The 22,830-nt window shown below is 61.5% G+C and carries 20 protein-coding genes; 2 read left to right on the forward strand and 18 right to left on the reverse strand.

What is annotated here, in order from left to right; translation table 11 throughout:
• The first annotated feature begins 65 nt into the window (after positions 1-65).
• Positions 66-824, forward strand: a complete 759-nt coding sequence (locus WG899_RS07070; protein ID WP_339594925.1) for a 3-hydroxyacyl-CoA dehydrogenase — start codon at positions 66-68, stop codon at positions 822-824.
• Between the two features lie 111 nt (positions 825-935).
• Here WG899_RS07070 and WG899_RS07075 read toward each other — a convergent pair whose 3' ends face one another.
• The 16 genes from WG899_RS07075 to guaB form a co-directional block, all read right to left on the reverse strand.
• Positions 936-2,189: a tetratricopeptide repeat protein gene (locus WG899_RS07075; RefSeq protein WP_339594926.1), complete on the reverse strand. Its 1,254-nt coding sequence runs from the start codon at positions 2,187-2,189 to the stop codon at positions 936-938.
• Positions 2,190-2,267: 78 nt separating this feature from the next.
• Positions 2,268-2,699 (reverse strand): ExbD/TolR family protein, encoded by a 432-nt coding sequence (locus WG899_RS07080; RefSeq protein ID WP_339594927.1) that lies wholly within the window; start codon positions 2,697-2,699, stop codon positions 2,268-2,270.
• Between the two features lie 19 nt (positions 2,700-2,718).
• Positions 2,719-3,147 carry an ExbD/TolR family protein gene (locus WG899_RS07085; protein WP_263536902.1) on the reverse strand — a complete coding sequence of 143 codons (429 nt, stop codon included), beginning with the start codon at positions 3,145-3,147 and terminating at the stop codon, positions 2,719-2,721.
• Positions 3,148-3,172: 25 nt separating this feature from the next.
• Positions 3,173-4,009 (reverse strand): MotA/TolQ/ExbB proton channel family protein, encoded by an 837-nt coding sequence (locus tag WG899_RS07090; protein ID WP_339594928.1) that lies wholly within the window; start codon positions 4,007-4,009, stop codon positions 3,173-3,175.
• 96 nt (positions 4,010-4,105) lie between these two features.
• Positions 4,106-4,756, reverse strand: a complete 651-nt coding sequence (locus WG899_RS07095) for an ABC transporter substrate-binding protein (protein WP_339594929.1) — start codon at positions 4,754-4,756, stop codon at positions 4,106-4,108.
• Between the two features lie 486 nt (positions 4,757-5,242).
• Positions 5,243-8,035, reverse strand: coding sequence for a TonB-dependent receptor domain-containing protein (locus WG899_RS07100; protein WP_339594930.1), 2,793 nt, complete (start codon positions 8,033-8,035; stop codon positions 5,243-5,245).
• Positions 8,036-8,405: 370 nt separating this feature from the next.
• Positions 8,406-10,271 (reverse strand): ABC transporter ATP-binding protein, encoded by a 1,866-nt coding sequence (locus WG899_RS07105; RefSeq protein ID WP_339594931.1) that lies wholly within the window; start codon positions 10,269-10,271, stop codon positions 8,406-8,408.
• A gap of 7 nt (positions 10,272-10,278) precedes the next feature.
• Positions 10,279-11,796: an ABC transporter permease gene (locus WG899_RS07110; RefSeq protein ID WP_339594932.1), complete on the reverse strand. Its 1,518-nt coding sequence runs from the start codon at positions 11,794-11,796 to the stop codon at positions 10,279-10,281.
• 16 nt (positions 11,797-11,812) lie between these two features.
• A complete protein-coding gene (locus tag WG899_RS07115; RefSeq protein WP_339594933.1) occupies positions 11,813-12,796 on the reverse strand; it encodes an ABC transporter permease in 984 nt (327 codons plus the stop codon).
• A complete protein-coding gene (locus tag WG899_RS07120; protein ID WP_444718824.1) occupies positions 12,793-15,024 on the reverse strand; it encodes an ABC transporter substrate-binding protein in 2,232 nt (743 codons plus the stop codon). Before WG899_RS07120 ends, WG899_RS07115 begins: the two co-directional genes overlap by 4 nt.
• Positions 15,021-16,001 carry an LD-carboxypeptidase gene (locus tag WG899_RS07125; RefSeq protein WP_339594935.1) on the reverse strand — a complete coding sequence of 327 codons (981 nt, stop codon included), beginning with the start codon at positions 15,999-16,001 and terminating at the stop codon, positions 15,021-15,023. The genes WG899_RS07120 and WG899_RS07125 overlap by 4 nt, the downstream gene beginning before the upstream one ends.
• Positions 15,998-16,552, reverse strand: a complete 555-nt coding sequence (tadA, locus tag WG899_RS07130) for a tRNA adenosine(34) deaminase TadA (protein WP_422045271.1) — start codon at positions 16,550-16,552, stop codon at positions 15,998-16,000. The genes WG899_RS07125 and tadA overlap by 4 nt, the downstream gene beginning before the upstream one ends.
• Positions 16,553-16,596: 44 nt before the next feature.
• Entirely contained in the window at positions 16,597-16,812 is a 216-nt protein-coding gene (locus WG899_RS07135) for a hypothetical protein (RefSeq protein WP_339594937.1), read from the reverse strand.
• A gap of 51 nt (positions 16,813-16,863) precedes the next feature.
• Positions 16,864-18,468: a glutamine-hydrolyzing GMP synthase gene (gene guaA, locus WG899_RS07140; protein WP_339594938.1), complete on the reverse strand. Its 1,605-nt coding sequence runs from the start codon at positions 18,466-18,468 to the stop codon at positions 16,864-16,866.
• Between the two features lie 36 nt (positions 18,469-18,504).
• Positions 18,505-19,791: a TCR/Tet family MFS transporter gene (locus tag WG899_RS07145; protein WP_339594939.1), complete on the reverse strand. Its 1,287-nt coding sequence runs from the start codon at positions 19,789-19,791 to the stop codon at positions 18,505-18,507.
• 77 nt (positions 19,792-19,868) lie between these two features.
• A complete protein-coding gene (gene guaB / locus WG899_RS07150) occupies positions 19,869-21,338 on the reverse strand; it encodes an IMP dehydrogenase (protein ID WP_339594940.1) in 1,470 nt (489 codons plus the stop codon).
• Between the two features lie 83 nt (positions 21,339-21,421).
• Here guaB and WG899_RS07155 point away from each other — a divergent pair, with 83 nt between their 5' ends.
• The gene (locus WG899_RS07155; protein ID WP_339594941.1) at positions 21,422-21,958 is read left to right on the forward strand and encodes a DUF4124 domain-containing protein; all 537 of its coding nucleotides are present in this window, start codon (positions 21,422-21,424) and stop codon (positions 21,956-21,958) included.
• A 7-nt stretch (positions 21,959-21,965) separates the two neighbouring features.
• Here the strand turns inward: WG899_RS07155 and WG899_RS07160 are convergent, their stop codons facing one another.
• Together WG899_RS07160 and WG899_RS07165 are read right to left on the reverse strand one after the other, a co-directional pair.
• Positions 21,966-22,313: an RnfH family protein gene (locus tag WG899_RS07160; protein ID WP_339594942.1), complete on the reverse strand. Its 348-nt coding sequence runs from the start codon at positions 22,311-22,313 to the stop codon at positions 21,966-21,968.
• The gene (locus WG899_RS07165) at positions 22,300-22,764 is read right to left on the reverse strand and encodes a type II toxin-antitoxin system RatA family toxin (protein ID WP_339594943.1); all 465 of its coding nucleotides are present in this window, start codon (positions 22,762-22,764) and stop codon (positions 22,300-22,302) included. Before WG899_RS07165 ends, WG899_RS07160 begins: the two co-directional genes overlap by 14 nt.
• Between the last annotated feature and the right edge of the window lie 66 nt (positions 22,765-22,830).

The following is a 22,830-nucleotide window of genomic DNA, read 5'->3' on the forward strand; positions in this document are numbered from 1 at the left end:
GGCTTTGTTTTTGCCTGACAATTAACGTTTACGTCAACGTCAACCAATTCTTCAAAGGATCACGCATGGAAATCGCAGGCAAGGTATTCATCGTCACCGGCGGCGCCTCGGGCCTCGGCGAAGGCACAGCCCGGATGCTGACGGCGCATGGCGCCAAGGTCGTGATCGCCGACTTGCAAGTCGAGCGCGGCGAAGCGCTGGCCCAAGAACTCGGCGGCGCCTTCGTGAAGGCCGACGTCAGCCAGGAGGCCGATGGCCAAGCCGTCGTGGCCAAGGCCCTGACGCTGGGCAAGCTGTTCGGCCTGGTCAACTGCGCCGGCATTGCACCGGCCGCCAAGACGGTCGGCAAGGATGGCGCGCACGCCTTGGCCGCTTTCAGCAAGGTCGTGACGGTCAATTTGATCGGCTCCTTCAATATGATTCGCCTGGCTGCCGAGGCCATGTGCAAGAACGAGCCGGAGTCGACCGGTGAGCGCGGCGTGTTGATCTCCACCGCCTCCGTGGCCGCCTACGACGGCCAGATCGGCCAAGCCGCTTATGCCGCCTCCAAGGGTGGCGTGGTCGGTATGACGCTGCCGATCGCCCGCGACCTGGCGCGCAACGGCATCCGCAATATGACCATCGCCCCAGGCATCTTCGGCACACCCATGCTGTTCGGCATGCCGCAGGAAGTGCAGGACGCGCTGGCCGCCAATGTGCCCTTCCCTTCGCGCCTGGGCACACCGGCCGACTACGCCAAGCTGGTACACCAAATCGTCACCAACGAAATGCTGAACGGCGAAGTGATTCGCCTGGACGGCGCGATTCGTCTGGCACCGAAGTAAAACGACAACCGCTACTCAGCGGACGAAGGCAACAAAGAAAAAGGGCCCCGGCGCAAGCCGGGGCCCTTTGTTTTGAGCCAAGCCCGAAGCTGGGCCTCGGGCTTTCAAGCATTAACGCTTGGCGCTGCGGGTATGGATGCTCCACAGGCGTGCCAGATCGCCGGCGCCTTCGCCGCCCTTGACCGACTTCCAGCTGGCCAAGGCCTTGCTGTTGTCGCCGGCCATGGCTTGAGCCATACCGAGGTAGAGCTTGGCATCTTCGGGACGCTTTAGCGAATCCTTGGCAATGCCTTCCTCGATCAGCTTGGCGCCCTTGGCGGCTTCGCCGCGGAAAGCGTAGGCCAGGCCCAGCGGCACCAGCAGATCGCCGTTCTTAGAAGCCATGGCAGCCTTCTCAGCCTCAGGCAAACCAGCCTTGGCTTCGGCAATGCGCTTGGTCATCAGGTCTTGCAGACGCTTGTGACGCGCACCTTCGGCGCCTTGACCCAGGATGCCAGCGGCCAGACCTTTGTCGACCACCATCTTGCCTTCTTCAGGATAGCCAGCTTGAGCCGCCAGCTGCGCCATTTCCATGTAGTCGTTGGCGTCCTTCAGATTGCCGGTCACCAGCTTCAAACGATAGACGTCGAGGCCGAAGCGATCAGAGAAACCTTTCTTCGACTGCAAGCCACCCAGAACTTGCGTCCACAGCTCTTTGCTGGGGTAGAAGTTCAGCAGCTTCTCGATGGCCAGGCCTTCGGCATTGCCGTCGCCCTTCTTCTGAGCGGCGCTGAGCAGCAGGTTGAGCTTGTCCTTGGAGGGTGTGCGACCGGCCTTCTCGTCGGCAGCGATGTCCTCGCTGGTCTCCTTGATGATGGCGGTCATATCGCCGGACAGGAACTGCGCGTTCGTCAGCACAGTCTTCATGGTGGGGCTGTTGCCGCCTTCCTTAAAGTAACGCTGCGCCCAGCTCAGAGCCTTGGCGTTGTCCTTGTTGCGAAGATAGGTGCCGGCAATGCCTTCGATCATGCGCAGCTGGTCGGCCTGGGCCAACTTGCCGCTGGCCTTCATGGCTTCAAACGCCTTGACCATCGAATCGGCATCACTCGCACCCGAAGCAGCGGCCATGCGCATGCCTTCGATGGTGTAGTTCTCGGTCGCATTGCGGCCACCGACTGCTTCGGCGTCACGCACCTTGGCCAGAGCTTCCTTGTGCTTGCCAGCCTTGATCAGGGCACCGGCGTCCTTCAGATGCTTGCCCACCTCAGGGCGCACACCTTCGGCCTGAGCCTGGGCTTGGGCCACACCGAGCTCGCCGTTAGGGGCCGAGCCAAAAGCAAACGCCGCAGCGCCGATCGCGACTGAGGCCAGCGTCTTGAACTTCATGTTGAATACCTTCTACGGAATATCGCGAAAAAAAACGCGCAGCCCTTGCGGGCAGCGCGTTCGTCATTGCTCAAAGTGTCACTTGACGTACTGCTCGTTACCGACCATGCCCATCTTCTTGACGCCCAGTCGCTGAGCAGCAGCCATCACGGCTGCCACGGCGCCGTACTCGGCCAGCTTGTTCGGCTTGATGTGCACTTCGGACTGATCCGGCTCAGCGGCCACTTCCATCAGCTTCGCTTCAACAGCGCCCTGATTGGCCAGCGCCACGCCGTCCCAGCTGACCGTGCCGTCAAAGTCGATGAAGACTTCGTGCGTCACCGGCTCTTTCAGCGGCTGCTGATTGCTCGGAGGAGGCATATCCAGATTCACCGAGTGCAGCTGGATAGGAATCGTGATGATCAACATCACGATCAGCACCAGCATCACGTCGATCAAGGGCGTCGTATTGACGTCCATCATCACTTCGGGTTCGTCTCCACCGGACGAACTGCCAACATTCATTCCCATGTCTTATCTCCTCGTCGCCTCAACCACCACGCTCGGGCGGCTGGGTGACAAAGCTGACCTTCATGATGCCAGCACGCTGACAAGCGTAAACCACACGTCCGACGGACTCGTAGCGGGACTTGTCGTCACCGCGCACGTGCACTTCGGGCTGAGGATTCAGCACCGCCACCTTGCCCAGGCGCTTAACCAGGGCATCAGCATCCGGCACCAAAGTCGTGTTCCAGTAGATGTCGCCATCACGGGTCACGGCAATTTCAATATTCTCCGGCTTGGTGACGCGCGGGATGTTGGTCTCCTTGGGGAGCTCCACCTTCACCGTGCTGATCACCGCCGGAATGGTGATGAGGAAGATGATCAAGAGCACCAACATCACGTCCACGAGGGGCGTGGTGTTGATGGTCGAAACCACTTCATCATCGCCGGAAGAGGATCCGACGTTCATTCCCATAATGGGTTCTCCGGACTAGCGCTGATTAGCGCTTGACTTGACGGTTGCCCATCAGCACGCCGTGGACGTCAGCAGCGAATTCACGCACTTGACCCATGACTTGCTTGTTGCGATTCACCAGCCAGTTGTAACCCAGCACGGCAGGCACAGCAACGAACAGACCGAAAGCAGTCATCAACAGCGCTTCACCCACAGGGCCGGCGACCTTGTCGATCGATGCCTGGCCGGCAACGCCGATGGCGGTCAGCGCTTGCAGAATACCCCACACCGTGCCGAACAAGCCGATGAACGGCGAGGTCGAACCGACGGTAGCCAGGAAGCCCAGGCCGGTTTGCACGCGGCTGTTCACTTCGGAAACGCTGCGCTCAACATTCATCGTCACCCAGGTGCTGTGATCGATGTTCTCGGTCAGCGCGCCTTCGTGGTGCTCGGAAGCCTCAATGGCCGAACCAGCGATGAAGCGGAATGCGCTTTCAGCACGCAGACCCTTGACGCCTTCAGCCAGGTTAGCCTTCTTGAAGAAGGAAGCGCGAACTTCCTTGGCTTCGTTGGCCAGCTTCTGGGTGTCCCACAGCTTGGTGATCAGGATGTACCAGCTGCCCATCGACATGATGACCAGCAGAGCCAACACGCCCTTGGACACGAAGTCGCCGTGCTCCAACATGGCTTTCAGGCCGTAAGGATTGTCGGCTGGCTTGGCAGCGGCAGCGGCCACAGGAGCGGCAGCTTCGGCAGGAGCGGCATCAGCGGGAGCCGAAGCAACAGCGTCAGCAGGCTTGGCTTCTTGAGCGTGGACAGGCGAGATTGCCAGAGTGGCAGCGAAAGCAACTGCGGCGATCAGGCCGGAAATACGAGAGATCATGGAGTCAACTCCTGCGGAAGAAAACTGGAACAGTTTGAGAGAAACGGAGCCAGGCGGTAGGCCCGGCCCCATGTATAAAAAATCTGGGGCTAAGGCTTAATCGATGCGGAACTGGAATTCCTGCTCGATCACCCAGTCACCCGGGCATTCGTAGCCGTCGCGCATCGTGGTTTCGATGGCGGCCCTCATTGCGCGCTCGGCCTTGCGGTCAACACCACCACGCAGGCTCGAAACACTCACATCGACCACGCGACCGGCCTTCACCGTTGCGGTGGCCTTGTACAAGGCTTCACCGCTCCAGTTCACCGAAGGCAACTCAGGCTTGGCCATCTTGGTGCAAGCCACACCCGCCTTGATCGGCCCAGTGCGCGGAGGCGCAGGAGGTGCCGGGGGCGCAGCCACAGGGGCTGGAGCTGCCTTGGCGGCTTGGACCGGAGGCGCGACCTGGGTCGACGCAATCGGCGTTGCCATCGGCGGCGGAGGCGCTGTCACCTGGAATTCAGGCGGCGGCACGAATGGTGGTGGCGGAGCCTTCAGATCGGGTGGCGGCGGCACAACCTTCTCAGGCGGTGGCGGCGGCTTGACCTTCTCTTCAATCACCTTGGTTTCAATCGGCCCGGCAACAGCCTTGACGATTTCACGTGCCAAACCACTGGCAATCGCCCACACCACCAAGATGTGAATCAGCACCACGATGCCGAAGCCCACAAGGCGTGACGAGCCGTTCTTCTCCTGCGCAAAGTTCATGCGCGCTCCTTCTTAAGACTGCGAAATTCTTTCATCAAGACACGTCGGGACATTTAACCCTGCGCAGCGCCCGTCTCGAACCTACATTGACTTGCGCCCAAAGACACAAGTCACGTCCATCAAACAAAAATGCCCGTCAGCTTGGGGCCGCGGGCCACACCAACGCTTCAGACCTTACTCGCAGCTTGCAAAGCAAGACCCAAAACTTCAGCGCCCCGGATCATAAACGAGTTCGAAAGCCACTCGCCCATGGGGATTTCCCGATACGGCACTCAGCACCCACCCAGGTTACCGGACGGTTTCAGTGCATTTTGTTGGTGGTATTTTACTGGTATCAATCAAGACTCGCACTCACGCAGGGCTAGGGTTTTCACCAGGCTGTCACCATAAATTACAAAGCGCGCGCAATGAAAAAACCCCTTGATGCTGATGCATCAAGGGGTTCCGTTAGATGGGCCGCTAAGGCCCGTCTAGCGCCTTAAGTTCTTAGAACTTGTATTGGGCGCTCATGTAGAACGTACGGCCAACAGGGCTGGCGTAACGTGGGTCATAGCCCAGCTGGTGGCTACCGACGTTGCGCAGCGACAGCGGCGGCTTCATGTCGCCGATATTGGTCACGCCGCCAACAATGGTCAGGCTCTTGTTGAAGGCATAACGGGTCTGCCAGTCGAAGGTGTAGTAGGACTTCACGGTCAGCTGCGTATCAACGCAATCACCGGTATCCACATCGCTCACAGCGCAGTTGTCTTCGTTGTGATGGATGTCCTTGTAGCCGTTACGGTAGTTCCAGTTCAGTGTGTGGCTCCAAGCACCCGAATCCAAGGTGGCCGAAGCATTCATCACGTTACGGAAGCTGACCGCGCTGTTGCTACCCCAGTGGTCCATGCTGTCTTCCCACTGATCCGAGGTACCGGGCGTGGTGTAGCGCGACTTGACCAGGTAAGTACCGGCCACACGTGTCGTCAAGCGACCGATGGGCAGGTTGTTACGCAGCACAAAGTTCCAGTCAATACCTTCGTTTTCAATCTGACCGATGTTGATCGGCATCAGCTTGATAGCGACGTAGGTCTGGCCGTTGGAAGCCTTGGTCTTGGTCGTGTACAGGTCCAGGTACTTGGCTGGATTGTTGATGATCAGGTCTTCGCTGACCGAAGACACCGCATCCTTCACCTTCACCGACCAGTAGTCCATGCCCATCGAGAAGTTCTCGGCGGCATCGAACACAAAGCCCAAGGTCCACTGCTTCGACGACTCAGGCTTCAAGCCGCCATTGCCGCCTTGGAAGGCTTCCATTTGACGGTCGCAGATATAGCCCTTGGCTGCATAGCCCAGCGGGTCATAGCCGCCCGACTTGAACGGGCAAGCATAGGAGCCGCCGGTCACGCCGAAGTCAACCAACGGTTGAGCGATTTGCGACATCGTGGCGACACGGAAGCCCGTGCCGTAGGAACCACGCGTCACCAAGTTCGTCAGAGGACGGTACTTGAAGCTGAGCTTGTAAGTCGAGGCCGACTCTGTATCGCCGAACTTCTTGTTGTTCAAGGTGTCATCCACACCCGAGACCGAGTCATAACGCACGGCGCCCGACAATTCCAACTGCTTGGTCACAGGCATCACCAACTCGGAGAACACGCCCCAGTTGGAACGCTTCATGCCGAACTCGGACTGCGGATCATCGAACAAGATTTCTGCATTGGCGACGGCCTGATTGGCGCGCACGTCATAGGAGTTCTTGCGGAAGTCAGCGCCAACAGCGATCGCGGCAGCACCACCCGACATAGCGAACAACTCGCGCGATGCGCGGGCATCAACACCGTACATCTTGATGTCGGTGGTGTTGTAGTTGCCCTTGTACTGGGTGTCGTTCAAGGCCTGCAGCATCTCGGGCGGCATCGTGCCCAGCGTGTAGGGGAACGGATCGATCTTTTGTGCCTGGATCGCAGCATTGAACTTGTCAGCCAGCGGGAAGCCGCCTTCGTAGTTCTGCAGTTGCTTCTGGGTCGAGTAGGTCAAGGCGGTGTTGAAGTCCCAGCCTGCCAGCGCGCCGTCCAAGCCAATGACGGCATGGTTGGCCTTGGTCTGGTAGTCGTACGAGCGGTTGCCCATGTCGTACAGACGGTACTTGACGTTGACGCTCTTCACATTCGCCAATTGGTCGGCGGTCAGGTACGGGGCAATGTACTTGGTGAAGTAGGGGTGTGTACTGGCCAGACCGAATTCAGCCGGGTACGGAGCGATACGAGCGCGGATGTGCGCGTCGGTCAAAGCCAAGTCACCGAACAACTTCAGACCGGAGCTGCCGAGCTTGACTTCGCCGGAAGAGAAGAAGCTTGCGCGCTCTTGCTCAGGGAAGATTTCGACCGAAGAGGTGTAGTCAAAAATACACTGGCGGCCACCGACAACGTGCGCGTCAGGGCAAGCGCCGTTCTTCATCAGGTACGGATTCAGCGAGGTACGTGCTGTCTTGCGGACGGCGGTCGAATCGGCGGGCAGCGGCGGCTCGGTGAAGTACGTGACGTCAACGTTCGGCGGCACCGAGCGCGAAGAACCGTTGAAGAATTCGAGGTTACGGCCACCGTTGGTGAAATCGATGATACCGGTCTTGGCGAACTCGCGGTCCTTGGCCTTCAGCTGCTTGAACTTGTCATAGCTGACGGCGGCAAAGATGGAGTAGCCATCACGCTCGATATCGCCAAAACCCTTGCTGATGCCCAGGTTGTAGCTCTCGCCACCGGTGTGCTGAGGCATCTGGTAACGCGCGTCGATGGTCAGCGGAGCCTCACCCTTCTTCAGGATGAAGTTGACCACGCCGGCAATCGCGTCAGAGCCGTACAGCGCCGAAGCGCCGTCGGTCAGCACTTCGATACGCTCAACAGCGGCCAGCGGAATGCTGTTCAAGTCAATGGTCGTGCCGGAGTTGGCAGGCGCCACGCGGCGGCCATTCAACAGCACCAGGGTGTATTGCGCGCCCACGTCGTGGATCGACGCAGTGGTTGTACCGCCACCGCCGCCGCCGACGGAGTCAGCCGCCACCGAGAAGCCCTGCATCACCGGCAGTTGCTGGATGAAGTCTTGCACCGTGGTCACGCCCGACTTGGCGATTTCCTTGGCAGTGAAGGTTTGAACCGGCAACGCGCCTTCAGCGGCAACGCGCTTGATGGACGAGCCCGTCACTTCAACCCGGTTGAGCTGCTCTTGAGCTTGAGCGACAGAGGCCAGAAAACTGGCGCTGCCCAGGGCGAGCAGTACGCCTGTGCAGACTTTGGACCTTTTAAACATTGAAACTCCTTCGATGACGAAATCAGTCGATAGACACGGTGCTAGCGGAAATCGACAGGAGCCGTCGGTCACGGAACGCCAATTCCCCACTTGCATGTCGCCATTCTTGATGCCGGAAGTCATGCGTGAGGCTAGGGGAAGTCCTAGCGCCCCCAGGGCAAACAAGTGCTGATGGTCATGCACCCCCATAGGGACGAAACCCCCAAGTCATTGATTTCATGGAGGAACACCAAAAAAATTGCTAGCCCCTTGCGCGAGCCTCAAGCAAGACACCGGGTGTTTGCTCTAATTTGCCCGTGGCAGCCGCTCGTTGCTCATTGGCAACAAAAACACCGGTCCAGCGACCTGGGGCAAGTTGGGGCCGGCCGCCCTAAGACCGAGTCGCATGGCCCCTGGGCACCGCGCGGAGCAGCGCTTGGGTGTAGGCCTGTTGAGGATGACTCAACACCGCATCGCTTGGGCCGGCCTCAACGACGCGCCCGCCTTGCATCACGACCACCTCATCGGCCAGATACTCCACCACCGCTAGGTTGTGGGTGATGAAGAGATAGGCCAAGCCCTGCTCGCGCTGCAAGTCACGCAGCAAATTGAGGATTTGCGCCTGCACCGAGACGTCCAACGCCGAAGTGGGCTCGTCGCACACGATCAGTCGTGGTTCCACCGCCAAGGCCCGGGCAATCGCGATACGTTGGCGCTGGCCACCCGAAAACTCATGCGGCCAGCGACGCAAGGCCTCGGCCGGCAGGCCCACTTGTTCAAGCAACTGATGCAAGCGACGCAGGCGCGCCGGGGCATCCAGTTCCGGCCGCAGGGCCAGCATGCCTTCTTCAAGCAGATCCAGCACCCGCATGCGCGGGTTCAAGGAGGCAAATGGATCCTGAAAAATCATCTGCACCGAGCGGCGCGCTTGCAGCAGCGCTGCACCGTGCAAGCCGGCCAAGTCTTGCCCGTCCAGCAAGACCTGCCCCGCAAGCCGCGCATTGCCGCGCAGCAACTGCATGATCGCCTTGCCGGTCGTCGTCTTGCCACAGCCCGACTCGCCCACCAAGGCCAGGGTGCGCCCCGCCGCCAACTTGAATGACACCCCGTCAACCGCCTTGAACAACGTCGCTTCGCCGCTGGAGAACAAGCGCCGACGCAAGGGGTAGTGAACCGACAAGCTCTTGAGCTCCAACAAGGGCATGGCGGCTTCGACCGGACCTGGTGTTTGCGGGCGCGGTGAGAGGTTCGCATCGACGGCCGCCCTGCCCTGCACCTGTTCAGCCTCTCGCGGGCCCGAATACAGCAAGCAGCGCACCTGATGCGAGGCAAGCCCCTCCTCAGCCGCCAACAACTCTGGCGCCGTATGCAGACAATGGCGCATCACCCGATCACAGCGCGGGGCGAAACGGCAGCCCTGAAAGTCCGTCCACAAGGGCGGTACATTGCCGGCGATGGCCGCCAGAGGCTGATCGCGCTTGGCCACGTCGGGCAGCGCTTGCAGCAGCAGTCGAGCGTAAGGGTGCCGGGGCGAGGCAAAGAACTCCGGCGCCGCAGCTACTTCAATGATCTGCCCTGCATACATCAGCGCCACCTGATGGGCCATGCCGGCCACCACGCCCAGATCGTGGGTAATCAACAAAATGCCCAGGCCGCGTTCGCGCTGCAAGTCCTTCAGCAAGGCAAGGATCTGAGCCTGTATCGTCACATCGAGTGCGGTGGTCGGCTCATCGGCAATCAAATAGTCGGGCTCGCCCGCCAGCGTCATGGCGATCATCACGCGCTGCTTTTGCCCGCCGCTGATCTGAAAGGGGTAGTCGTCGATGCGTCGCTCCGGCTCCGCAATGCCGACCCGCGCCAGCCACTCCAGGGCTCGGGCGCGTGCCGCCGTCCCGCGCAAGGAGGTATGGGTCTGGATCGCCTCGACGATCTGGTCGCCAATCCGCATGACCGGGTTCAACGAAGTCGATGGCTCCTGAAAAATCATGCCGATGCGCCCACCGCGAACGCCGCGCATCTGCGACTCTGGCAGCCCCAAGACATCGACCCCGTCCAGATGCAAACGCCCGGCCGTGATGCGCGCCCCTTGCGGCAACAAACGCATCAGCGCCAGCGCCGTCATGCTTTTGCCGCAACCGGACTCACCGACGAGCGCAAAAGTTTCACCGCGTTTCAGCGTCAAGGCCATGCCGTCAATGGCCCGCACCAGGCCAACTTCGGCATCCAGACAGACTTTGAGCTGATCGATGTGCAACATAGACGCCTCAGCCCCGCACTTTCAATGTCTTGGACCGATGCGGCCGCGCATTGCGCGAACGCGGGTCAAAAGCATCGCGCACACCATCGGCAAACAGATTGGCCGCCAGCACCAGAGTCAGCATGAAACCGAAAGCGGCGCAAAAGCTCCACCACACCACCGGGTCACTCGACATCTCGGAGCGCGCAAGATTGATCATGCTGCCGAAGCTGTTCATGGTTGGATCAACCCCGACGCCCACATAGGTCAGCACCGCCTCATACAGAATTAGCTCCGAAAAACTCAGCACCACCGAGATCAATACGAGGTGCAACACATTCGGCAAGACATGCCGCGCCATGATGCGGCCATGGCTGACGCCAAAAGCATGGGCCGCTTGCACATAGTCCAGCTCGCGCAGCTTCAAGGTTTCAGCTCGCACCAGGCGACACAGCCCAGCCCAACCGGTCACGCCCAGGATCAAGCACAGCATGAACATCTTCAGATCGGCGCGCTCGACGCCGGTCTCAAACAAATCCGGGTTCTTGTCCAAAAACACCTGCACCATCAGCACGCAAGCGGCGATCAAGAGCACATTCGGCACCGAGCTCAGCGTGGTGTACAGGTACTGCACCACTTCATCCACCCAGCCCCTGAAGTAGCCCGCCAACACGCCCAAGGCCAGCGCGAAAGGCAGCGTCGCCAATGTTGACAAGGCGCCGATCACAAAGGCGGTGCGCAGGCTCTTGAGGGCCTGGTAGAGCACATCATTGCCGGTGCGGTCGGTGCCTAGCACATGGTAGTGATCCATCAGCGCCAGCGCCGGACCAGCGAGCAAGGCCGTGACGGCGCAAGTCAGCAGCATGGCTCGCCAAGGGTAGTGGGTGCGATCCATCAGCAGATCGCGCCCTGCCGACTTGAATCCGCCATGCGAGGTGGCCAAACCAGCGGCCAGCAAGATGGCCAGCAAGGCCGTCAGCAGCGCGCCCCAGGCAAGACCTGCCCCCGCTCGCCGAGCCACATCGGCGCCCCACTCCTGCTCGGGCTGACGCAAGTGGGCGCCGCCAAATTGCAGACGCGGAAAACCGCGCCCCGCCGCCTCCGACCCCGCTTCGCCTTCGGTGCGGGTACCGTAACCCACGCCCTCGCCCGCGGCATCGATCGGCTCTTTGTTGAAACCCAGGTAAGCCAAGGGCGCCGAGTAGCTGATCTCACGCATGGCAATCTGCCGCGCCAGCAAAAGATCGAGCACCGAAACCGTGCGAGTGTCATAGACCCGCTCATCGCTGGTTTGCTCGGCTTGCATCTTTTGCCCCGCTGCGCCCGGCGGCAGTTCGCTGCGCAGATGCAGGCTGTCCAAGAGCGTTACGCCCAGCATCAGCGTCAGCACCACGCCGCTGCTGGCCGCCACCGGGTCGCGCAGCACGCGTGCCCAGGTGGCCCGCAACTGGGGATGCGCGCGAATCCGCAGGCCATAGGCCAGCAGCCCGGCTAACAGACCCCACAAGGCCACATCGGTCCACAACACCACCAGCTTGTATGCCATCGCTGCGCCCCTGAACTCAGCTCAGCCGCACGCGGGGGTCAACCCAGGTGTAGGCGATGTCGATCAGCACATTGCTGGCGATGTACAGCATGGCGCCAAGGAACACCATGGTTCGGACGATTGCGAAGTCTTGCCCGCTGATCGCCTCGATCACGAAGGCGCCCAGGCCGGGAATGCCAAAAAAGCTCTCGAAGACCAGGCTGCCCATGAACACATAGGGCAGATAGCCGCCGGCGCTGGTCAGAATCGGAATCAGCGCATTGCGCAGCACATGCCTGAGCAAGACCTTTTGCTCGCTCAAACCCTTGGCGCGAGCGGTGCGCACATAGTCGCGCCCCACCTCCTCCAAGAACATGGCGCGGTACAAGCGCGCCTCGCCGCCCAGGCGCGAAAGCAGCGACAGCAACACCGGCAATGCCAGAAAGCGCAGCGCATCCAGGCCTCCGGCATAGCCATTCATCGGCACCAGCCGTAGCAGGCGCGAAAAGAAAAACTGCCCGACGATGATGTAGAACAGGCTCGAGATCGACAGCATCAGCACGCACAGCACCACGCCCCAAAAGTCGATGGCCGAGTTGCGAAAGAACACCAAGAGCAGTGCAAAGGCCACGCTGATGATCAGCTGCAAGATGAACAGCGGCAGCGCCAACTGCAGGCTGACGCCCATGCGGGTCTTCACCTCGTGTCCGATATTGACTGCTTGGCGCGCATCCGAACGGCCAAAGTCGAACAGCATCAAGGACACCGAGCGCTGCCACAGGATCGTGTCGGTGAGCTGTTTGGTCCCTTCGGCGCCGGCGTGCCAATACATCGGCTTGTCGTAGCCGCGTTCGCTCTTCCATTGTTCGATCTGCACCTGCGTGACGCGCTTGCCGCCAATGTTCAGGCGCGCCATATCGTCCGGCGTATTGACCGAAAAAAACAAAAAGAAGGTCAGCAGGTTGACGCCGATCAGGATCAGAAAGCCGTAGCCCAACCGGCGCAGCACATAAGACGTCACCGCGCCTCCTCCTGCGCCGCATAGCCTGGCGCCGGTGCCTGCTCACACAAGGTAAAGGCATGGCGCGTGCGCCAAACGATCAGCCCACCGCCCAAGACCAAGATCAGCAGCGGCCACCAGACCGGGTGATTCCAATCTCGGATCTTGCGGCTGCGCTCCTTGGCGTCAATGCGGGCATAGCGCAGCGCATCGCGCACCACGATGCTGGGCTTGCCGTTGTAAAGCCAGGACTGGTAAGCCATGCCGACAAAGGGCCAGTAGCCCCAGGCCCAGGGCGAGTCCTCGCGGGCAATTGCCACCATCTGGTCGATGACCCGTTGTTTCTCCGGGCCGTCGTCCAGCGTTTGCATGCGCTGGTACAGCTGGTCGTATTCGGGGTTGTCGTAATTGGCGGTGTTCTCGCCCTCGAACCGAGACTTGCTATTCGGCCCATAGAGCAGGAAGAGAAAGTTCTCGGCATCCGGATAGTCGGCAAACCAGCCCCACCAGAACACCTGGTGCTTGCCCTTCAAGACCTTTTCCTGGAACTGGTTGTAGTCGGTGGCGCGCACCTCCAGCTGCACGCCCAGTTTGGCAAACTGACGCACCATCCAATCGGTCTCGGCCTTCAGCTCCGGCCGCATCACGCGCTGATAGTCATAGCTCAGCACCAAGGGCTTGCCGGTCTTCGCATCGCGCCCTTCCGGGTAGCCCGCCTCAACCATCAAAGCGCGGGCCTGCTCAATACTGCGGCGCTGCACCTTGCCGGCGACCATTTCATGCGTGATCGGGTTGAACTGCCCCGGCAGGCCTTCGCGCGAGCCAAACACGCCCGGTGGCACCGGCCCATGGGCCGCTACGCCGCCCTTGTTACGGAAGATGCGGCCATAGCCCTCCTCCCAGTCGATGGCAATCGACAAGGCTTGCCGCAGCTTTCGGTTGCGCACGCGCTGCTGCGGCGTGGCGCCGCGCCCAACCACCGGGTCCAGCCAATTGAAGCCGATGTACCAACTACTGATGTCCACATCAACCGGGAACTTGAAGCCACGCTCGTCAAAGCTCTTGGCCGCCTCGGCCGAGTCGCTTTTGTCGACCAGAAAGTCGATGCCCCAGTCATTGCGGTCGATCTCGGGCATGTCTAGGTAGCCCTGCTTGAACAGCTCCTTGCGCGGCACCTTTTCCTTGATGATGGTGGCCACAATCTTGTCGACAAAGGGCAGACGCTTGCCACAGTCCTGCAGCAAGCCATTGGCACGGTCGCCCTCGCTGCCTTCACAAGGGTACAGTTCCTCGCGGTAGTTCGGGTTGCGGCTCATCACATGACGCTGATCCTGCACGTACTCGGTCATCATGAAAGGGCCCGTCCCCACCGGCCACTGATTCCAACTCAGGCCGGCCTCATTCATGCCGGTCTGGGCGTAAAAGGCGTCCACCTCCCAGGGCACCGGCGCGAGAAAGGTCATCGCCATCCAGTACTGCCACTGCGGATATTTGCCCTTCAGGCGAATGCGCAGCAGGTGCTTGTCCACCGCCTCGGCGCCCGCCAGCGGCCAGCGGCGCAGGTCCAAGAACGGTTTGTCGGCCAAGTTTTCGGGCAGCCCGGCCATCAGTTTGGCGTTCTCGCTGCGCAGCAGTTCGCCATAGGCTTTCAAGCCCAACACATGTTCGGAGAAAAGTGCAAACAGCGGCGCCTCCAAGCGCGGCGAGGCATGGCGCTTGAGCGCGAAGACAAAGTCCTCGGCCACCAACTCGCGCGTGCCCTGCTCGGCAAAATCCCAGGGCGAGCGTTTGCCCAAGATCTCCTCGGGTTTGAGCGCGTGATAGCGCAAACGGCCCTGCGCGTCGCGGGCAAAGGCTGGGTGAGGCGCAAACCTAAGGCCAGGCCGCAGCGCAATGTCGTAGACGCTTTGCGCGATCAAGGCCGGGTTGACGTCGTCCGGCAAGCGCCGGCCCTGCGCATCCAGGTAGTAGGGCCGCACTACCTCGGCGGCCGCCCGCGGTGTCAGTTGATAAGGGCGCTTGAGGTAGTGATAGCTGTAGAGCGGCTCGTAGATGTGAAAGGCATAGGCCGTCTCCGGCGCGCTATAGGACGAGGTGGGGTCCAGATAGCGCGGCGAGCGCTCATCAAACGAGGTGTAGAGGGTATTCTCCTGCTCGGCCCCGGCCGGGTGCGGGCTGTTATTGCAGCCCAGCAGCGCGAGCAGCAAAAACAAGCCGCAGACGGCGGCCCTCACATCAAAGCCCATCAGTGGCTGTGGGCCTGCCCTGCTTCGTGATCATGCGCATGCTGCTCATGGTCATGCTTGAGTTGCGGGTCATTTTGCCAACCCATCAAGACATCGCGGCCCTGCACCACCAAGTCCACCTTGGCGCCCACCGGCAGGCAGACCTTGGTGTCCACATGGCCAAAAGGCAGGCCGGTCAGAATCGGCGTCTTGGTCACGGCGCGCACCGCTTCAATCGCCGACTTGAGGCCGTAGCCCCGGTCCAGCGGCGACTCGCGCCAGCCACCAAAGTCACCCAAAACGATGGCTTTTTGCGCATCCAACACACCGGCCTGTGCCAGTTGCAAGAGGCTGCGCTCGACTCGGTAAGGATGCTCGTTGATGTCTTCCAGGAAGAGCACGCCGCCCTTGATGCGCGGGAAGTGCTTGGTACCTAACATCGAGTTCACCATGCACAGATTGCCGCCCCACAGCTGGCCGCGCACGGTCAGGCCGTCAAAGCCTTTTTCGGTGCGAAAGCCCACGGCCTCCAGCAAGCCGCTCATCGCTTCGGTGAAGCAGTCTTGGGTCACATCGTCCACGCCGCCTTCATCGTTGCTGCGGCCAAAGTCCACGCCCAGCGGGCCAGCCCAGCTCTGCGCCTTGGCATGCGTCAACAAGCCCAGTTGCAAGGCCGTCAAATCGCTTTGGCCGACCCAGCGGGTGCCTTGCTCCACGCTCTTGGCCAAGAGCTTCCAGTCGATGCGGTCGAGCAAGCGGGTCAGACCATAGCCACCACGCGTCGCCAAAGCCACGCTGGGCGCCGCCGCAGCCACGCGGTGAATCGCATTCAGGCGGGTCTCGTCATCGCCGCCAAAGCGCTGCTGCTTGTCGAAAGCGGCTTCGTCGATCGTCACTTCAAAGCCCAGCTTGGCCAGGCGCTTGGCAGCTCGCTTGATGGGCTGCGACTTGAGCAGCACGCCGGCCGGGGTGTAGAGGGTCAAGGTGTTGCTGTGGCTCATGAGGAGGTGTCCGTTGAAATGAAATCCGGTGGGAGATCGAGATGGGTGACGTCGCCGGTGGGTATGGGCTCGTCAGGCGTTTGGGCCAGCGCCCGCAAGGCCGCACGGCGCTCGCGAGCGGCCTCGCGCCGCTGCGCAAAAAACTCGCGCAGCAGCTTCGCCGAGGCCTCGGCCAGCACGCCGCCTTGAATGCAGGTGTGGTGGTTCAGCTGCGGCTGATCAAAGAGATTGAGCACCGAGCCGGCCACGCCGGTCTTGGGGTCGGGGGCTGCAAACACCACCCGTTTGAGCCGCGCATGCATCATCGCCATCGCGCACATAGCGCAAGGCTCCAAGGTCACAAACAGCTCGCATTCGGGCAAGCGGTAATTGCCCAGCAAAGTAGCGGCATGACGCAAGGCCACGATCTCGGCGTGCGCTGTCGGGTCATGGGTGGTAATGGGCCGGTTGTAGCCTGTCGCGATCACCTGGCCGCCGCGCATCAACACGGCCCCGACCGGCACCTCCCCGGCAAGCCAGGCGTTATGTGCCTGATCCAGGGCAATGCGCATGGCATTCTCATCCGCCGCACTCGGCAGCCAAGGCGACTGACTGCTCAAGGCTGGGCCTCCGAAGCCCGCTGCGAGCCTTGGTTCAGCGCGTCTTGCACTTGCTGACGCACGGCCTCAGTGGCCGCCGCCGGCGGCTGGGCAGCATCAGCCGCACTCGCCGCTGGCTTGGGCGGCGCGAGCGTGCTGGCCGATCGCTTCATCTGCTGAAGCACGAGGGCCAGCACAATGACCAAGCCCAGAATGCTCAGAGCAGCGCGCATGGATAAGGATTGATCAAAACTGGCCGGCAGCAGCAAAGACGCACCGCGTCTTTACTCCCACTCAATGGTCGCAGGCGGCTTGGTCGACACGTCGTAGGTCACGCGGTTGATGCCACGCACCTCATTGATGATGCGGCCCGACACCTTGCGCAGCAGACCATAGGGCAGCTCGGCCCAGTCGGCGGTCATGAAGTCACTGGTGATCACGGCGCGCAGCGCCACCACATAGTCGTAAGTGCGGCCGTCACCCATCACGCCCACGCTCTTGACCGGCAAGAAGACGGTGAAGGCCTGGCTGGTCAGGTCGTACCAGCTCTTGCCTGTGGACTCGTCCTTCCAGCCGCGCAGCTCTTCGATGAAGATGGCGTCGGCACGGCGCAGCAGATCGGCGTATTCCTTCTTCACCTCGCCCAGGATGCGCACACCCAGGCCAGGGCCTGGGAAGGGGTGGCGGTAGACCATCTCGGCCGGCAAGCCCAGCTCCACGCCCAGGGCGCGGACCTCGTCTTTGAACAGCTCACGCAGCGGCTCCAGCAGCTTCAAGCCCAGTTGCTCCGGCAGGCCCCCGACATTGTGGTGGCTCTTGATGGTGGTGGCCTTCTTGGTCTTGGTGCCGCCGCTTTCCACCACATCGGGGTAGATGGTGCCTTGAGCCAGGAAGCTTGCGCCCTTGTGGCCGCCGTCGCCTGCCTTGAGCTTGGCGGCCTCGGCCTTGAAGACATCGACGAAGAGGCCGCCGATGATCTTGCGCTTTTTCTCGGGGTCAGTGACACCGGCCAGCTGGCCCAGGAAGAGTTCGCTGGCGTCCACACGGATCACCTTGGCATGCAGCTTGCCGGCGAACATGTCCATGACCATATCGCCTTCGTTCAGGCGCAGCAGACCGTGGTCAACGAAGACACATGTCAGCTGGTCGCCGATGGCGCGGTGGATCAGAGCGGCAGCGACTGATGAATCGACGCCACCGGACAGACCCAAGATGACTTCTTCATCACCAACCTGCTCGCGGATCTTGGCGACCGCTTCTTCGATGTAGTCGCCCATGATCCAGTCGCCTTTGCAGCCGGCGATCTCACGCACAAAGCGCGTCAGCATGGCCTGACCCTTGACCGTGTGGGTCACCTCGGGGTGGAACTGAACGGCGTAGTAGCCCTTCTCTTCATTCGCCATGCCGGCGATTGGGCAGCTAGGCGTCGAGGCCATCAGCTTGAAGCCGGGCGGCAGCGCGGTGACCTTGTCGCCGTGGCTCATCCAGACCTTGAGCATGCCGTGGCCTTCGATGGTGGCGTGGTCTTGGATGCCGTCCAGCAGCTTGGTGTGACCGTGGGCTCGCACCTCGGCATAGCCGAATTCGCGGTGGTCGCTCCACTCGACCTTGCCGCCCAGTTGCACGGCCATGGTCTGCATGCCGTAGCAGATGCCCAGCACCGGCACACCCAGGTCCCAGACGGCTTGCGGCGCGCGCAGTTCATGGTCTTCGTAGGTCGAAGCGTGGCTGCCGGACAGGATGATGGCCTTGGGCGCAAACGAGCGGATGAACTCATCGCTCACATCGTTGGGGTGAATCTCGCAAAACACGGCGGCTTCGCGCACGCGACGTGCGATCAGCTGGGTGACTTGGGAGCCGAAATCGAGGATCAGGACTTTGTCATGCATGGAAGAACTCTCTTGAAATCGGACTTGAAATAGAACTTAAACCGGGGCCGCTGCGGCCACCGCACGCGTGCGCGAAAAATGCCGCCACGCGAAAAACAAAGACAGGGCCTGCAGGGCAGCACAGAAATAGAACGGCGCACCGATGCGCCAATCACCCCGCGGCAGACCCGATACCAGGCTCAGCAAGCCGGCGCCCACCACCGGAGCGGTGACGGCCATCATGCTGTTCAGCGAGGACACCGCGCCCATGGTCTCGCCTTGGTTGTTGGCATCCGCCGCATTGGAGATCAAGCTTTGGATGGCCGCACTGACCGCAAAACCCAGCACATTGAAGCCGATGATGGCGTACATCATCCAGCCCTCGGTCGCCGCGCCCCAAACAAAGTTGGTCAAGACGCTGGACAGCAAACCAAACACCACCAAACGCTGCGCACCAAAAGCCTTCAAAAGCTTGGGCAACAAGAAGCCCTGCACCAGCACCGACATGACGCCAACGGCAAACAGCGACAAGCCGTTTTCCTTAGGCCCCCAACCGAACTTGAAGTCGGTGTAGAGCACCCAGCTGGTTTGCAGCACCAGTTGCGCCAAGCCCGACAAAGCGATCACAAACACCAAGGGCCCCACGCCCTTGAGCTTGTTCAGTTTCTTGATGGCCGACACCGGGTTGGCGGTGCGCCACTCAAACTTGCGACGGTTCTCAGGCTTCAGCGACTCGGGCAAGACAAAGAAGCCGTAGCACCAGTTGATCAAGGCCATGGTGCCGGCCACATAAAACGGCAGATGCAGATCGATGGCGCCGAGCAGCCCACCCATCACCGGGCCCAGGATGAAGCCCATGCCAAAGGCGGCGCCCAGCATGCCGAAGCGCTTGGCACGCTCGTCCGGCGCGCTGATATCGGCCACATAAGCGTTCGCCACCGAGGCGTTGGCCTGCATGGCGCCGCTCACCAAGCGCACCGCGATCAACATCCACAGCGCCGTCGCCATGGCGGTGACAAAAAAGCTCAGCGCCAGGCCACAAAAGCCAATCAACATCACCGGCCGACGACCGAAGTGGTCGGACAGCGAACCCAGAATCGGCGAGCCGACAAAATTGGCCAAGCCAAAGGCCAAAGCCACGGCGCCGTACCAGAAAGCATGATCGGCTTGCGAACTGGTGAAGGTGCCCACCAGCGGCGGCAGCACCGGGATGATCAGGCCGATAGAGATCATGTCGATCAACACCGCCACCATGATGAAGCCCATGCCCGCCGAGCGGCCCTTAGCCGCCGATGCTGCCGAAGCCGCCGGCACTGCTGGTTTGCCTTCTTGCTGCTCGCTCAATCGAAATCCTTGCTTGGCTGCTTGCTGTTCAATGTGGAACAGGGGCCGAGGCCCCTGTTCTGTGCTGCGCTGTCAGCTTATTCCGAACGGTAGTTCGGCGCTTCCTTGGTGATTTGCACATCGTGGACATGGCTTTCGCGCATACCTGCCGAAGTGATTTCCACAAACTCGGCCTTGTTCTGCATGTCTTCGATGGTGGCGCAACCACAGTAGTGCATCGAAGCCTTCAGACCACCGGCCATCTGGAAGATGACCTGCACCACCGAGCCCTTGTAAGGCACTTGGCCTTCGATGCCTTCGGGCACCAGCTTGGAGGTGTTGGGGTTGTTGGCCGAGGTGTCTTGGAAGTAGCGATCGGCCGAACCCTTGGCCATCGCGCCCATGGAACCCATGCCGCGGTAGCTCTTGTAGCTGCGGCCTTGATACAGGATCAGGTCGCCAGGGGCTTCTTCGGTGCCGGCAAAGGCGCCGCCCATCATCACGCAATCAGCGCCAGCGGCGATGGCCTTGGCCAAGTCGCCCGAGTAGCGCACGCCGCCGTCGGCGATGACCGGCACGCCGGTGCCGCGCAGAGCGGTCGCGACATTGTCAATCGCCGTGATCTGGGGCACGCCCACACCGGCCACGATACGGGTGGTGCAGATGGAGCCGGGGCCAATACCGACCTTGACGCCGTCAGCGCCCGCCTCAACCAGGGCCAAGGCAGCCGCCGCCGTGGCGATATTGCCGCCGATGACATCCACGCCAGGGAACTTCTCTTTGACCCAGCGCACACGCTCCAGCACGCCAGCGCTGTGACCGTGGGCGGTGTCCACAATCAGCACATCCACACCGGCCTTGACCAGCATGGTGACGCGCTCTTCGGTGTCATCGCCAAAGCCGACGGCAGCACCGACGCGCAGCTTGCCTTGGGCATCGCGGGCGGCGTTGGGGAAGCTGGTCTGCTTGGTGATGTCCTTCACGGTCATCAGGCCGCGCAGTTCGAAGGCGTCATTGACGACCACGACTCGCTCCAGCTTGTGCTTGTGCATCAAGGCCTTGGCTTCTTCCAGCGAAGCGCCTTCCTTGACGGTGACCAGGCGCTCGGCCGGGGTCATCATCTCGCGCACCGCCAGGTCCATGCGGGTTTCAAACCGCACATCCCGACCGGTCACGATGCCGACGACTTTTTTGCCCTCCAGCACCGGGAAGCCGGACACGCCGTGTTGACGCTGCAACTCCACCACCTCGCGCACCGTGGTGCTGGGGGTGATGGTGAAAGGCTCCAAGACGATGCCCGACTCGTAGCGCTTGACGCGGGCGACTTCGATCGCCTGGCGCTCGGCCGAGAGGTTTTTGTGGACGATGCCAATACCGCCTTCTTGCGCGATGGCGATGGCCAAACGCGCCTCCGTCACCGTGTCCATGGCCGCAGAGACCAGGGGCAAATTCAGGCGAATATTGCGGGAAAGCCGGGTGGCAAGAGAGGTGTCGCGAGGCAACACTTGGGAGAACGCTGGCACCAACAAGACATCATCGAAGGTGAGCGCTTTTCCGAGTAGGCGCATAAGGGAAGCTCCAGACGCAAAGCGGCATTATACGGAAGCCGAGCCCAGCCCATGGCGAGCCGGTGCAGGGATACACTCAAAACATGCTCAAAACAAGCTTCCCCTCTGCCCTTCGGCGCCTCAGCGTCGTTCTGATTGCAGCCCTGTGCGCGGCGCTGCCGGCCCATGCGCAATGGAAGTGGCGCGATGCCAGCGGCAAACTGCAATTCAGTGACCTGCCGCCGCCGCAAGGCACGCCGGACAAAGACATCTTGCAGCGTCCAGCCAAGCAGGTGCAAAACATTGTCATCGTGCCCTATGGGCAAGCAGCCAGCACCGCCACCGCGGCGCCGGCCGCAGCCTCAGCGGCCAGCGCCCCCAGCAAGGCCGAGTTAGAGCGTCAAGCCCGACAAAAGCGGCTAGAGAAAGACATGGAGGCCAAGCAGAAGGCCGCCGACGCACAGGTCGCCGAACAGCGCCGCGAAAACTGCCAACGCGCCCAGGAAAACCTGAAGCTGTTGCAGGACGGCGTGCGCCTGACCCGCCCCAATGAGCGTGGCGAGGCAGTGGTGCTGGACGAGCGTCAGCGTGCCGAAGAAATTCAACGCAGCCGCACCGTCGTGAACAGCGAGTGCCGCTGAAGCGAGCCTAGCGGCTGGTCTTGCCGCCCAGCGGTCGATGGCGCGAAACGATGCGCTCACCACGGTCCCGATAGCGCTGGCGGCGCGCCTCTTTGGGGTCCACCGTCAGCGGCCGGTAGACCTCAATGCGATCGCGATCTCGCAGCGGCGTATCCAAGGCCCTGAGCCGACCCCAAACACCAATTTTCAAGTCGGCCAAGCGCAGCAATTGCTCCGCAAACGCCGGACAAGCCCGCAGCGCGGTTTCGACCGACTCGCCGGCAAAAGCACTCAGCCAGACATGGCGAACATCACCGGCTTGCGGACTCCAGACCAACTCAACCTGGATCGCCGTGCGCGCTTCATCGAGGCCCATACACCGCCTCGGCCCGCTGGACAAACCGATCCACAAAGGTATTGGCCACCCGGTCAAAGACGGGGCTGACGACGGCCTCTAAGGCCACGCTAGAAAAGGCATAGCGCAACTCAAACTCGATCTTGCAGGCCAACTCGCCTTCGTCCGCACCGCTACCGGGCTTGGACAAGGGCAGGAAACGCCAGTCACCGTCCAGCGTCGAGAACGGCCCATCGACCAGCTGCATGCCGACTCGGCGGTCGCGTTCGTGGGTGTTGCGGGTGGTGAAGGCGTGGCGAACGCCGGCATAGGCCAGCGACAAGCGAGCCGTCACCTCATCTTGATCTTGCGCCAAGACCTCGGCGCGCTCGCACCAGGGCAAAAACTCGGGATAGCGCTCCACCCCAACCACCAGGTCGTACATCTCGCGGGGCGAGTACCAGAGCAAAACGGACTTCTTTACATGCTTCATACAATGGCGGGATTGTATTGGCGTGACGCCCTGCGGCCACCCGGCTTCGCAAAGTCAGCCAAGACG

Origin of the sequence: Paucibacter hankyongi, from assembly GCF_037482915.1 — a bacterium.
Lineage (GTDB): Bacteria > Pseudomonadota > Gammaproteobacteria > Burkholderiales > Burkholderiaceae_C > Paucibacter_A > Paucibacter_A hankyongi.